The sequence below is a fragment of the Treponema sp. OMZ 805 genome, assembly GCF_050937395.1.
GTDB lineage: Bacteria > Spirochaetota > Spirochaetia > Treponematales > Treponemataceae > Treponema.
This window is the reverse complement of the sequence record NZ_JACCLP010000011.1, coordinates 39,960-53,528: the sequence shown is the minus strand read 5'-3', so window position 1 is coordinate 53,528 and position 13,569 is coordinate 39,960. Positions and strand designations below refer to the sequence as shown.

At 40.1% G+C, this 13,569-nt stretch carries 13 protein-coding genes and 1 pseudogene; 6 read left to right on the top strand and 8 right to left on the bottom strand.

The window, feature by feature from the left end; translation table 11 throughout:
- Positions 1 to 33 precede the first annotated feature (33 nt).
- From HGH47_RS09315 to HGH47_RS09305, 3 genes are all read right to left on the bottom strand, one after another.
- Complete coding sequence (locus HGH47_RS09315; RefSeq protein WP_212566001.1) at positions 34 to 1,425, bottom strand: YfcC family protein; 1,392 nt, start codon at positions 1,423 to 1,425, stop codon at positions 34 to 36.
- 20 nt (positions 1,426 to 1,445) lie between these two features.
- Complete coding sequence (locus HGH47_RS09310) at positions 1,446 to 2,582, bottom strand: amidohydrolase family protein (RefSeq protein ID WP_212566000.1); 1,137 nt, start codon at positions 2,580 to 2,582, stop codon at positions 1,446 to 1,448.
- Between the two features lie 79 nt (positions 2,583 to 2,661).
- Complete coding sequence (locus HGH47_RS09305) at positions 2,662 to 4,074, bottom strand: YfcC family protein (protein WP_212565999.1); 1,413 nt, start codon at positions 4,072 to 4,074, stop codon at positions 2,662 to 2,664.
- 122 nt (positions 4,075 to 4,196) lie between these two features.
- On the opposite strand from HGH47_RS09305, the gene HGH47_RS09300 reads away from it, so the two are divergent.
- Complete coding sequence (locus HGH47_RS09300) at positions 4,197 to 4,973, top strand: MerR family transcriptional regulator (protein ID WP_432911974.1); 777 nt, start codon at positions 4,197 to 4,199, stop codon at positions 4,971 to 4,973.
- Positions 4,974 to 5,079: 106 nt separating this feature from the next.
- On the opposite strand, the gene HGH47_RS09295 is transcribed toward HGH47_RS09300, so the two are convergent.
- A complete protein-coding gene (locus HGH47_RS09295) occupies positions 5,080 to 5,574 on the bottom strand; it encodes a flavodoxin domain-containing protein (protein ID WP_432911971.1) in 495 nt (164 codons plus the stop codon).
- A 112-nt stretch (positions 5,575 to 5,686) separates the two neighbouring features.
- Positions 5,687 to 6,505 carry an SDR family NAD(P)-dependent oxidoreductase gene (locus HGH47_RS09290; RefSeq protein ID WP_212565997.1) on the bottom strand — a complete coding sequence of 273 codons (819 nt, stop codon included), beginning with the start codon at positions 6,503 to 6,505 and terminating at the stop codon, positions 5,687 to 5,689.
- A gap of 398 nt (positions 6,506 to 6,903) precedes the next feature.
- On the opposite strand from HGH47_RS09290, the gene HGH47_RS09285 reads away from it, so the two are divergent.
- Together HGH47_RS09285 and HGH47_RS09280 are read left to right on the top strand one after the other, a co-directional pair.
- The gene (locus tag HGH47_RS09285) at positions 6,904 to 7,425 is read left to right on the top strand and encodes an OmpA family protein (protein ID WP_253676191.1); all 522 of its coding nucleotides are present in this window, start codon (positions 6,904 to 6,906) and stop codon (positions 7,423 to 7,425) included.
- Between the two features lie 44 nt (positions 7,426 to 7,469).
- Entirely contained in the window at positions 7,470 to 8,567 is a 1,098-nt protein-coding gene (locus HGH47_RS09280; RefSeq protein WP_230974562.1) for an OmpL47-type beta-barrel domain-containing protein, read from the top strand.
- 113 nt (positions 8,568 to 8,680) lie between these two features.
- On the opposite strand, the gene rlmN is transcribed toward HGH47_RS09280, so the two are convergent.
- Genes rlmN through HGH47_RS09265 form a run of 3 tightly spaced genes read right to left on the bottom strand, consistent with a single transcriptional unit; the run spans position 8,681 to position 11,229 of the window.
- Positions 8,681 to 9,679 (bottom strand): 23S rRNA (adenine(2503)-C(2))-methyltransferase RlmN, encoded by a 999-nt coding sequence (gene rlmN / locus HGH47_RS09275; protein WP_212566517.1) that lies wholly within the window; start codon positions 9,677 to 9,679, stop codon positions 8,681 to 8,683.
- Between the two features lie 58 nt (positions 9,680 to 9,737).
- Positions 9,738 to 10,904 carry a tetratricopeptide repeat protein gene (locus HGH47_RS09270; RefSeq protein ID WP_212565995.1) on the bottom strand — a complete coding sequence of 389 codons (1,167 nt, stop codon included), beginning with the start codon at positions 10,902 to 10,904 and terminating at the stop codon, positions 9,738 to 9,740.
- The gene (locus HGH47_RS09265; RefSeq protein ID WP_016522184.1) at positions 10,897 to 11,229 is read right to left on the bottom strand and encodes a hypothetical protein; all 333 of its coding nucleotides are present in this window, start codon (positions 11,227 to 11,229) and stop codon (positions 10,897 to 10,899) included. Before HGH47_RS09265 ends, HGH47_RS09270 begins: the two co-directional genes overlap by 8 nt.
- A 141-nt stretch (positions 11,230 to 11,370) precedes the next feature.
- Here HGH47_RS09265 and HGH47_RS09260 point away from each other — a divergent pair.
- The 3 genes and pseudogenes from HGH47_RS09260 to HGH47_RS09250 all read left to right on the top strand — a co-directional run bounded on the left by HGH47_RS09260 (position 11,371) and on the right by HGH47_RS09250 (position 13,460).
- Positions 11,371 to 12,017: pseudogene (locus HGH47_RS09260) on the top strand (DUF4143 domain-containing protein).
- Between the two features lie 113 nt (positions 12,018 to 12,130).
- Entirely contained in the window at positions 12,131 to 13,237 is a 1,107-nt protein-coding gene (gene ychF / locus HGH47_RS09255; protein WP_212565993.1) for a redox-regulated ATPase YchF, read from the top strand.
- Between the two features lie 49 nt (positions 13,238 to 13,286).
- Positions 13,287 to 13,460: a hypothetical protein gene (locus HGH47_RS09250; RefSeq protein ID WP_432911963.1), complete on the top strand. Its 174-nt coding sequence runs from the start codon at positions 13,287 to 13,289 to the stop codon at positions 13,458 to 13,460.
- Positions 13,461 to 13,569 lie beyond the last annotated feature (109 nt).

The following is a 13,569-nucleotide window of genomic DNA, read 5'->3' as shown; positions in this document are numbered from 1 at the left end:
TATATCTGTTGTATTTAATAGTATACAATAGATTTAAACGTACACCAAAACCGATAGAGCGGCAAAGATAATCTGCAATACTACCATAATCAAAAATAAAGGCGCCATAAATTTATACCACTTATTTATTGGTATTCCCATAAGACCACATTCAACGGCACATGCTGTAGGCCAAAACATATTTGAGAAACCGTCTCCGAATTGATAAACCAATACGGCTGTCTGACGGCTTAAATGTATAATATCGGCGACGGGAGTCATAATAGGCATTGTAATTGCAGCTTGACTTGAAGAACCGGTAATAAAAAAATTTATTATATTCTGAATAAAGAGCATCCCAATGGCGGATATATATTTTGTTCGTCCGTATAAAATACTCGATAAATAGTAAACAATTGTGTCGGATATTTTTGCATTTTGCATTACCAATACAATACCTCTGGTAAATCCTACAACCATCATAGAGCCTACCATACTTTGAGTCGATTTAATAAAAGTTTTACATATTTTATCCGTCGAATATCCTGAAGTTATTCCGGTTATAATCATCATCATAAGGTACATCGCCGCAATTTCATTAATATACCATCCCAGTTTGGTTGTCCCATAAAGCAACATAGCGATTGTAAAAACAAACAACATCAAACAAATTTTTTGTCTTACTGTTATAACGGCTTCTTTCTGTTTAAAAGGGAAAATAAGCGTCCGTTCTTCGCCGTATAAAATAGACTTTTTAGGATCTTTTTTTACTCTTCTTGCGTACTGCAGTAGATATAAAATAACCGTTACTTCAAATACAATAAAAATTAAAATTCGATATTCAATCCCGGAATACATACTGATACCGGCAATACTTTGCGCAATACCTACTGAAAACGGATTTGTCGTAGCTGCAGCAAATCCGGTAGCAACTCCGACAAACACTATAGCGCCTCCTACTACGGCATCATATCCTAAGGCAGTAACAATCCCTATAAAGACAGGCACCATACCGTATACTTCTTCATAAATTCCCATCGTTGAACCAAGGACGCCAAAGATGAGCATACCGACAGGAATAATCAAATATGTTTTTTTACCCAACGCTTTTATAAGAATATTTATCACACTGTTTAATGTTCCGTTATCAATCAACAGATATACATAACCATAAGCAAAAATCATTAAAAACATTATTCCGGCTGCACTGACATACCCTTTTTGAAGCGTCAAAAAAATATCAAAGAAATGAGGCTTTATACCCTCTGCATAATGAAAGCTATCGGGAATAATTATCATTTTCCCCGAACTTTCATCCAGCACTCTATCAAATTCTCCAGACGGAATAATATATGCAAGTACTATAACCGATAACAGAATAATACCTAATATCACATAAGTATGAGGCATTTTAATATTAAGAAGTTTATTTTTTAATTGTACCATAGCAACTCTCCTTAATATAATTAAACAACCATGGCTTTTCCTGCAATATATACGGCTTCAACATTCGTATCATAATCAAACGGATGTTTTGACCAAATTACCACATCTGCATCTTTTCCTACAAGAATTTCGCCTTTTCTATCATCAATGCCCAATACTTCAGCAGGATTCTTTGTTATAGATTTTAAACCTTCAATTTCATCCAAGCCTGCGCGAACGGACTGCGCTGCATAAACCGATAAATAATATATCGGAGTAACATCGTGATCAGCTGTAATACATATTTTTATGCCGGCTTTATTTAAAATCCCTGCCGTTTTAAAACTTCTGGACATGCTTTCCAGTTTTGAGCGAGGATACATCGTTGGGCCAAGAATAACAGGATATTTATGTGCAGCCAAATGATCGATTATAGCTTCTCCATCGGTACAATGAATGATAACCAACTCAATATCGTATTCCTTACATATTCTTATAGCTGTACATATATCGTCACAACGGTGCGCATGAGCATGGAACGGAATCTTTTTATCTATTGCTAAAAGCATATTTTCTTTTCCTATATCCCGCTTAAAATAATCGCCCCGTTTCAAAGCTTCGTTCTTTCTATGTTTATAATCAAGGCTCTCTTCGATACATTTACGCAAAAGGTACGCGTTTCCCATTCTCGACTTAAAAACATATCCGGCCTTTTTCGGATTCTCGCCGAAACTGCATTTTATTGCGGCTTTCCGTTTTATCAACATCTCTTCAACTGTTCTACCATATAATTGGATAACGCTATTCATTCCTCCAATTACACTATCGCTACCGGGACATACACAAGCGCATGTTACCCCGTGAGCAGTTGCTTCTTGTACAGCAGAATCGAAGGGATATATTGCATCGATTGTATCAAGATACGGCATAACTGCTTCACTATAATCATTGCAATCATCTCCGATTGTGCCACGCCCTTCTTCGCTAATACAAATATGGCTATGTGCGTCAATCAGTCCCGGTGTTATATATTTATTTGAAGCATCACAAATTTCTTCATTTTTATCGGCATCCAATGTTTCTGCAATTTCGGTTATTTTTCCATCAATAATTCTAATATCTTGCCGAACAAATCCGCCGGCTTGAAAGTTTAAAACATTTCCATTCTTTATAAGCATAATGACTCCACTCCTCTATTTAATATATCGTTACTTATTGAATATCTCTAAAAACTGACGTTTTAGAAATTCCTTATCATTAATGATACCCTATAGTTACCGCAATTGTCATAAATACTATTTCCAACAACAGCACGATAACAAAGAGTGGCGTAACAAATTTATACCATTTATCAATCGGCACACCCATTAAACCGCAGCCTAAAGCACAAGAGGTAGGCCAAAACATTTCCGCAAACCCATTCCCGAATTGATAGGCCAACACGGCTATTTGCTTGCTTAAACCGATTAGTTCAGCAGTAGGAGCCATAATCGGCATTGTAATTGTCGCTTGACTGGAAGAACCCGTAATAAAAAATTTTATGATATTCTGCAAGAAGAGCATTCCAAAAGCAGATATATATTTACTTGTTTCCGAAAGTAGGGATACCAAATAATAGACAATCGTATCTGAAATCATTCCGTCCTTCATAACAATTAAAATCCCACGGGTAAATCCTACAATTAACATTGATGATACCATAGACTTTGTAGATTCGATAAATGTCTTACATATTTCCGTAGCGGAATAACCGCTCGCAATGCCTGCAAATATCATCATCATTAGAAACATGGCTGCTATTTCGTCAATATACCAACCAAGTTGAGTCGTGCAATATAATAATATACCTAAGGTAATAAAAAAGATAAGCAAACAAACTTTTTGCCTTCCGGTCATTTTTATACTTGTCAGTTCCTCAATACTTTTCTCTTTTATGATATAAGGATCGGAACCGTATAGTATCGATTTTTCAGGAGTTGCTTTTATTTTTGCAGCATAGTGCATTATATAAAATATTGCAGCAGCTTCAAATACAACAAAAACCGCAATTCTTAATCCTAATCCCGAATAAGCGGTAACGCCTGCTACGTCTTGAGCAATAACGACATTATACGGATTAAAAGTACCTGCGGCATATCCGATCGTAACCCCCAGATACACCATTGCACCACCGACTATTGCATCGTAACCTAACGCTATTGCTATTCCTACGAAAACAGGGAAAAGGCCATATACCTCTTCAAAAATCCCCATTGTTGAACTTAACACTCCAAGAACAAGCATGACTATCGGAATCATAAGCTGTACATGTTTACCGACAAGTCTAACGAGTGCTCCAAGAGAAGCATCCATCGTTCCATTTTTTACCAGTACATATACAAATCCGTATGCAAATATAATTAAAAACATAATATTGGCTGCATCGACATACCCTTTCTGTAAAGAGAGAAATATATCAAAAAATCCTGGAGCTTTAGTGTCAATAAATTGAAAACTGCCGGGAACGACGACCATTTTTCCGGATATTGGTTCCTTTACTCTTTCATATTGCCCTGCCGGTATGATGTGGGTAAGGATGGTCATAATAATAAGAATACTTATGAGAATTACATAGGTATGGGGAACTTTAATACGTTCAAACCATTTTTTTGTTACTACAGTGTCAGACATACAAATACCTCCTGTAAAATGAGAAGCGCAGGTAATCCGCAGCTCTCTTATAAAAAATCCAATAGCCATTTATTTAAGGTAACCGGTTCTTTAGATTCATCATAAAGCTTAAAGTAACTTGAATGTCAACAAAAATTTTATTATTATTTCGTTCTATGAATAAGGACTTAACAATCGGCGAAGTTTCGGAGCTTTTAAATATCTCCTGTCCGACATTACGGTATTGGCAAAAGGAAAATATTTTTCCTGTTAATCAAGATGGTATGAATAATTATAGAAAATATTCGGTTGCAGATTTAGTCAATATTGCCGAAATCTCGTTTTATCGCAATCTTGGTATTCCTATAAAAGAGATGCGCCGGTTTAATATGTTAAATTTAAATGATTACGAAAAAATACTTAATGATGCCTATACAGACTTTGAAACAAAAATAAACAATTATAAAATAATGTTGAAAAAAATTATTTTAAAAAACCGACAAATAAAAAACATAAAAGAGCTAAAAAATACAGAATATGCGTATGAAGATATACCCTTTAACTATGTTGTAAAGTTTGATTACGGAGACAAGCAAAAGCTAATACAATACGCGAATAATCCTTCCCTCTATGTACGTTGCATTAACAGCTCGGATATTAATGATGATGAGAGGGGTATTATTACGCAATATCCCGATAAAACGGATAAAATTCTTTGGAAAAAAACTGAAAAACAGCGTTATATTGTTTTTCTTGTAGAAGAAATTGTAAATCGAAATTTTTTAAACAATATCCCTGAAAAGCTAAAAATAATACATAAAAGACATAGAACGGGAAAAATTCTCGTAAACTATTTAATAAGCGAAAGCATACGCAATCAAAGAATAGATTATCTAAAAGCCTATATAGAGATACTTTAAGGAACCTCTAAAAACTGATTCGCAGTCCGCAAAGCGGATAACTTAATGAATTTCCTTACAGAACAAGCCGATAGGCTTGCCGTTTTTAGAGGTTCCCAAACAAAAGTTATTTTGCGAATACCGGTTGAACGGCTTTTACCCATTCATCAATCTTTTCGGCAACTTTAGCATCGCCCTTGTCCAAGCACAGACCGAGCATTCTGCCGCCTCTTTCCATGCGGGAGAACTTAAATTCATATCCGCAGGGGCATACATCACCGACAAAGCGGGCGCCGCTAAAGCGGAGCTTATCATAGAAGTCTGCTGCGCCGGAGCAGAAGCTGTCGGGGTGGCGCTCTTGGCTTCCGACGCCGACGATCGCTACATTTTTGCCGGAAAAATCAACGGTGTGCAGCAGCTTTACTTTACCGCCCCAGTCTTCCATTAAGGCGCCGAAGAAATAGCTGGAAGACATCAGCACCACGTTCTGATACCCTGCTATCGCATCTACGGTTGTGTCTTTCATATTGTGTACATCGGCTCCCAGTTTTTCTGCAATCTGTTTTGCAAAAGTTTCGGTTACACCACCTTTACTTGCATAAAAAATTCCTGTTTTGCTCATATAAAGCTCCTATTGCTCTTATTGATGATGGATTTATCATTGCTGATACATCAATTGTTGTAATAATATAATCATTCCCATAGAAAAATCAAGAATAATTCTTATTTTTTTATCAGCAGGCATAGAGTTTTCGAACGATAAAGAGGGCTAAACTACGAGGCAGTAAGCGATACAGACTTATCAACAGAGCATAGGAAGCGTTATAGGGATAAAAGAAGCCAATCCGCTTTTTATCCGCTAACGAAGCAATAAAAGAACCGAGCTTTTCAGCCGGTATGCCGTGCCGTTCATCATGCTCCATTTTTGAAATACTCTTTGTAATTCTCCCGAAATACACATCATTACCGGCATTCGACTTGTTACGAACATCCGTAAACGGAGTCGCAACATCTCCCGGCATAATAAGCGCACACTGTATACCAAACGGAAAGATTTCCGCGGCAAATGCCTCCAATAATTTTCCAAGCGCTGCTTTGGAAGCGGAATAAAAAGCCTGAAAGGGAATAGCAATTTCTCCTGCGACCGAACTCACCGCAAGAATCTTTCCGAAGCCTTGCTTCCTCATGTATGAAGCAGCTATCTTCATCGTTAAAAAAGCGCCGAAAAAATTTACTTCCAGTTGTTTTTTTGCATCTTCAAGCTTCGTAAACTCAACAGCCCCCGAAATACCGAAGCCGGCAGCGCAAACGCAGACATCCAATCGAGCTTCCCGTTCCCATACCTCGGCAAAGACCTTGGTCAGTGCATATTCATCCGTCACATCCGCTGAAAAATGACCTTCACCTTCAGGTGTTTGAACATCAAGCATCCGTCTGCTGACGGTATACACGCGATAGTCTCTATCTCTCAACGCTTTTACCGTTTCAAAGCCGATTCCGCTTGTTCCTCCCGTTACCACTGCAATCTTTTTTACCTCTTTTTTATATTCCATATTCGTAGTGCCTCGCATTATCGGGTTTTCTGTACAATAATAATACACAAAAATAATACACAAAAAATCTGCATAGAGGAACAGCTTTTGCTATAAAGAGGCTGTAAAGAGGCTTGACAAAAATGATGATGATGATAGTATGACAGCTACGGTGTAGGAGCACCGGTTTTATAGAAAGCTTAATAGCGGATAGGAGAGTATTTCGCTATAACAACATATCCCTTGGCAAGAGTATCGGCCGATATTCTTTGAATCTCAATAAAAAACGTCAATTTAAAATAGAAACGGTATTAGTGAATCTAAAAAGAAGGTTTATTTTAAGCGGCACGGATAGTACCGCTTAAAAACACTGCGAGCTTGCGTACCGCAAACATCGTGTATTTTAAGGAGGTCAAAATTTGAGCAAGCTAAAAGGTATTCTTCTGTTGCTAATCGCGGCAATTCTGATGGGATGCGCCACACAGCCTCAGCAACCGAAGGAAGAAAAACCCGTTGTAAAGCAGCAACCGGTTAAAACCGCTCCTGCGGAAGAAAAACCTGCCGAACCGGAAAAAGCACCGGAACCGCAGCAAAGCGAGAAAAATAATACCGGTAACGAAACAACGGTTTATTTTGCTCCGAAGATGTATAGGATTGATACGTTTACCGCGCATAAGTTGGACAGTATTGCCGAGCTGTTGAAAGCGAAGGATGTAACACAGATAAAAATCATCGGACATTGTGCAAAATTAGACAGCACAAAAGAAGAAGAAAGACTGTCGTTACAACGTGCGCTTGCTGTTGCACGGTATTTTGAAGGAACCGGCGCCTTTAAAGCAGGTAATATGACCATATCGGCGGAAGGGGCTGAGCACCCTGCAGGATCTCACACGGAAATTTCCGAACGGAAACACAACCGCAGAGTCGAAATTTATTATTAAAAAAGATGCCTAAGTCATCTTTTATAGTTTTGGAGGTAAGATTTATGAAGAAATCACTCTTTGCCGCTGCTTTTGCGGCTCTTTGCTTCTCAGTTTGGGCACAAGTGCCTGAAACAATGACCCCTGATTATCAACGCGCGGCAATGCAATACCGCAACGATGATAAGCATTTTGTCAACAGCGATGTATTCTTTAAGCTCAATTCGGCAGATAAAGAAACGGGTCTCGACTTTGTTGAATTCTCATTGGACGGTGCAAACTTTATGACATATCACAATCCTTTCCAGATTTTGGAAGAAGGTAAGCACGATATCTCATATCGCGGTTTCGATAACAGCAGAAACCTTGAAGTTGCAAAAACCATTTCCATCATTGTTGATAACACAGCGCCCAAAACCGAGCTGAATACAACTGAACCGTTATTTTACAAGGGCTTGACTGCTTACTGTTCTGCAGAAACAAAATGGTACATTTCGGCGAACGACGATTTAACCGGTTCCGGAACTGCCGGAGCCTATATCGGCACGGATTTAGATGCTTTAACGCTCCATGGTAATGGAAAAGAAGATGAAGATGCTTATTATTCTGTAAGCGAAGAAGGTCCTGCAAAGATATATTACACGGCTGTCGATAATGTCGGTAACTTGGCTCCGCTTGAAGTAGTCTCTGTTGTTGTTGATACAACGGCGCCTACCGTTTTCATTGAGAACAGCGACCGGCTTATCAATAAAGATGATGCATACATGATTTTCCCGAGCGACGATGTTGTTGATGAAGAAGGACGCATTATCGTTTCTACAAAGGAATCGGTTGCGTTTGGTGCAACTGACGAACTTTCCGGTGTTGACGCTCTGTATGTCAAAATTAATGATGCCGATTATGTCAAATATATTGAGCCGCTTCAGTTTTCTTCCGACACTGTTTACAATATCGATGTAAAAGCAATCGATAACGTCGGTAATGTATCGGAGCCTGTCTCCTACAAATTCTATGTAGACAAGATTACTCCTGCATCCGATGTAGAGATTATCGACAGAGATGGAAACGAACCTGCAACATGGAATGTTCCTGCTGAGGATGCAACCACTCCTGCTGAAAATGCAACCGTTTCTGCCGAGGAAGCTCCTGCAAACGGTCAATAAATCGGGTACGCTAAAGTTTTAATAAGGTGCACGGTATTTTGCTGTTGCAGTTAAACCTTTAGTTGATTGGAGCGTCGGCTAATCTCAATGATTAGTCGGCGCTTTTTTATGCATTATTTGGCGCTTCCCTTTTTCCCTAATTGCCCGCAAGCGCCTCCGATTGTTCTTCCGCGTTTTTGCCGAATCGTTACATTTAAGTTTTCCGCCGTTAAATGCTGATAAAAAGACCGTATTTCGGAATCCGAAGGGGTGCTATACGGTAATTGCTGCACTGGATTCCACGGGATAAGATTGATATGCACATTGAGACCTTTGGCAAAAGCGCACACTTGTTGCGCTGCCTTATAGGAGGTATTGACGTCTTTGAGCAGTGCAAGCTCTAGGGTTACCCGCTTATCGGTTTTATCATTAAAATAGCGGATTGCCTTTTTTAATTCGCTGAGCGGATTAGCCTTTGTAACAGGCATCAAAATTGTCCGCAAGTCTTCATCCGCAGTAGTCAGCGAAACAGCAAGGCGAATATCAAGCTGCCTGTTCGCAAGTTCATAAATACCTTTGCAAATACCGGATGTAGAAAGCGTTATCCGTCGATGCGAAAGATTTCTGCCTTTAGGGTGAGTGAGAACGGCAATGGTTTTCGCGATACTATCGAGGTTCAACAACGGTTCACCCATACCCATAAACACGATATTATCAAGCTTACCGCAGATGTTTTCCAGATGTAAAAATTGCTCTACAATTTCGTTGGGAGCAAGATTACGCAAACAGCCGAGCTGTCCTGTTTGGCAGAAAGTACAGCCCATCGGGCAACCGACCTGACAGGAAACACAGGCAGTTCTCCGCATGGCTTTGTCAAACAACAGCACGGTTTCTATACTGCTGCCGTCATGCAAGCCGATTCCGAGCTTTACCGTACCGTCAGGATCCTTCAGTACGGTTTCGCATACGGTATTGCGCGGCGTATATTCACCGGCAAGCCGTTCCCGCTCCTTAAGCGGGAGATTTGTCATTTCTTTAAAAGATGAACACCCGTGTGCAATCCATTGGAAAATCTGCATAGACTGAAACCGTTGCGGTAAATTGCATACCGCAGCAATTTCTTCCGGCAGCATTCCTGAAAGGGCGTTTTTTTCTGCAACGTTGTTGTCGCTTTGTTCCAATCAATACGCCTTAATTTTGTAATGAAAAAAGGGTATCGCTTACCGCTTGGTTTTTGATGCCGTACTGTTGGAACGCTTGCAGCACTTCAATCGCTTTTGCTTTCTCGTTTGTATGAATATAACAGTCTGCAAGCTCAAGATAAATACGGTAATTTTTCCGGTCTGCCTGCATCAAATGCGTTAAGCTGGTTATCGCCTCATCGTATTTCCCCTGAATCTTACACAGAATTGCAAGACCGAGTATTGCATAGGAATCGTAATCGATATCAAGTGCACGTTGATAAATATGTTCGGCTTTTTCATAATCACCGATATGCCGGTATGCATCACCCATACGAGTAAGAATAACCTTATTATTCGGATCTTTATTAAGAATAGCCTCCCAATATTTTATTGAATGCTGCTGCTGCTTCATACCGCGGTAGCAGTCCGCAAGACCGAACAAACCGTAAAAATTATCGGGATCTTTTTCAAGGGCTTTTTCAAAATAATAAACGCCATGGTCAAATTGCTTCATCTTTCGGTAACAATTTCCAATCGATGTTAAGATACGGATATCGACATTGTCAGGATTTTGATCAAAAATCTTTTGCCAATAAACAAGTGCTTCGCGATACTTCTTAAAATCGTAATGCAGATGTCCCAAACCGATAAGTGCATACGGGTTATTCTCCTCGATCTCAAGCACTTTTAAATAAAGCTTTTTTGAATTTTGAAAATCGTGTATCTTGCGATATGCATCGGCAACGCGGGTAAAGACGGTAATATTTGCATTATCATGTTCCAAATATTGTTCCCAAATCTCTATGGCCTTTGCATATAAATTCATATTCTTATAGCAATCCGCCAGCCCGAACAACGCATAATTATTCCCCGGATGGTGCCGTAAACATTCGCTGTAATATTCTGCAGCCTCTTTACATTTATTCCGTTTTCGAGCGGCGTCCCCAAGTCCGACAAGAGCATAATTATTATTTTCATCAAGCTCTAACATTTTTTTAAATTCAGTTTCTGCCCGATCAATTTCATTTGCTTTCAAGAAAAGATAACCCTCACGTGAAAGTCTTGTAAGCTCATCGGTTCCTTCTGCATGATGAAGTTCTTGAGCGGAATCTAATGACGCAGGAAATAACGAGTCGGTCTGCTCGGAATAACCATTTTCAATACTTTCAAACATTTTCTACTCCTTTTGGTTCAGTATCTATTAACACTCTAATAAGCCGAACAAGCGAATCAATGATCGGTTCCGATTTGCGTTTATTTTTTGCAAGACAATACATACGAAGCGCTTCTAACGTATTATTTTTTGCAGCATAATAATCGCCTACTCTTGTAAGACCATCCGAATAGCCGGTAGTAATAAAAATACGTTGAGCTTCGTTTATAAAGCCTTCGTTAAAGAGCTGGTTACCGCGCCGATTTAATACTACCTTTTGTTCAGAACTGAGAGGAGTGAGTGCGTTTTCAGTTACTTTAATAAAATGCTTATTATCCGATCCCATTTTACTTCGTCTTTAATAAATTCATAAACTTTTCTGAAAAAACAGAACTATTTATTTAATACTGACACTCCCATTTTTTTATTTAATACTGACACTCCCATTTTATAAAATAGATACATTTATGACAAGCCCCCGCATTGAATCACGTTAAATCTAACCGAAAAAGGAGTTCCTCAGAACAGCTCATTCTCATGGGCATCCGTTCCAAGTCAGCTTGCAAAAGAAAACAAGAAATTTCTTTATTCTGTTGTAAAAGAAAGTGCCAGAGTCCGTGAATACGAAAGCGCTATCAACTGGCTCAAAAATGCGGGGCTTTTGCTTAAAGTGCACCGCATAAACAAGCAGGGAATTCCGTTGAAAGCGTATGAAGATATGGAACGTTCAAAATTTTTATTGTAGACACAGGTTTGTTTTGCAGTATGACAGGTTTAAGTGCAAAGATTTTACTTGAAGGAAATAGACTCTTCACGGAATTTAAGGGAACCCTTACCGAGCAATTTGTGTGCCAGCAATTGATAAGTGAGTTTGAAATAGCACCGTATTATTGGTCGGCGAAAGACGGCACTGCAGAAGTTGATTTTATTTTTCAGAATGACGATCATGTTATTCCTGTCGAAGTAAAGGCGGGAATTAATCACCATGCTAAAAGTTTTAAGCTGTATAGAGATACCTATCATCCTGAAATTGCATTCAAATTTTCTTTGACCGATTTTGTTGATCAGGGTATTTTGAAAGATGTGCCTTCGTACGATTTGCCGGTAATCAAAAAATGGCTCGAATTTATCTGATCCTTTGACTTTTCGCCCGCTTCGGTATACAATCCGATAAGATAAAATGAAGTGAGATCACAGGAATTTTAGCTGTCTTTCTATGTGATATAATCGATTAAAGAGGTTCCCCTATGGCTATAAACTGCGGTATTGTCGGACTGCCGAATGTCGGCAAGTCGACCATCTTTTCTGCATTGACCCGTGCCCCTGCGGAGGCGGCAAACTATCCGTTCTGTACCATTAACCCGAATGTCGGTATCGTCGATCTGCCTGATGAACGGCTCGCAAAGCTATCGCAATTTTTTGAACCGAAAAAGACCATCCCCGCTGCCGTCGAGTTTGTCGATATTGCAGGACTCGTAAAAGGCGCTTCAAAGGGTGAAGGGCTCGGCAATCAGTTTCTTTCTCATATCCGTGAGGTAGGAGTTATTGCGCATGTCGTGCGCTGCTTTGACAATCCCGACATCGTTCACGTAAATAACAAAGTTGATCCCGCCTCGGATATCGAAACTATCAATATTGAACTCGCACTTGCCGACCTTGCCTCGCTGGAAAAGCGGGCGGAACGGGCGGATAAGGCAACCCGTATGGGTAAAGATATGCAGAAAGAGGCGGCGATTGCGATGAGCGCTATTGCAAAAATCAAGCCGTTGCTGCAAGACGGAAAGGGCGCCCGCAATGCCGATTTGACCGATGAAGAGCGAGCCGTGATGTACGACACGCACCTGATCACCATGAAGCCGCAGCTGTATGTTTGTAACGTCGATGAAGACGGAATAAAGAATGGCAATGCTTATATCGAAACGGTTAAAAAAATCGCCGCGCAAGAAGGAGCCGAAACCGTTGTTATCTGCGGAAAGTTTGAAGCGGAGCTTGCCGATATCGACGATGCGGAAGAACGCACCGCCTTTTTGGAAGAGATCGGGCTCAAGGTTTCGGGCTTATCGGTTCTTGCTCACGCAGCGTATCATTTAATCGGACTGCGTACCTTCTTTACCGCCGGAAAAGACGAATGCCGCGCATGGACTATCCACGCAGGAGATACCGCCCCCAAGGCAGCCGGCGTTATCCACACCGATTTTGAGCGAGGCTTCATTAAAGCGGAAGTTTACAGTTTTGACGACTTCCTTAAATACGGCTCTGAACAAAAAATCAAAGAAGCCGGCCGCTACCGCCAAGAAGGCAAAGAATACGTCGTGCAGGATGGGGATATAATGTTCTTCAAATTCAACGTCTAGCACCTTTTGAAATATACGGCGCATCTGCGGTGTCGCTACGGAGAAATAAATGCTCAACGTACAATCAGTACGTCTCCGCTTTATTTCTCCTAAGCTCCTAGCATCTGCATCGTCTATTTCAAAAGGCTTACGGAAAGTATGTTTTCCGATATGCCGTTGCTGCGAAAAAATTAATCCTCAACGTATCATTTCCGACACGGATGTCGGTGGCACTACGCAGTAACAAGTTTGCCCCGCAAACTTGCAGCCCAAGAATATACACGGATGTATATTCTTGGGCGAGGATGTCCGTGGTTCCATGCAGCAGCAAGTTTTTCGCTAGAAAAACTTGT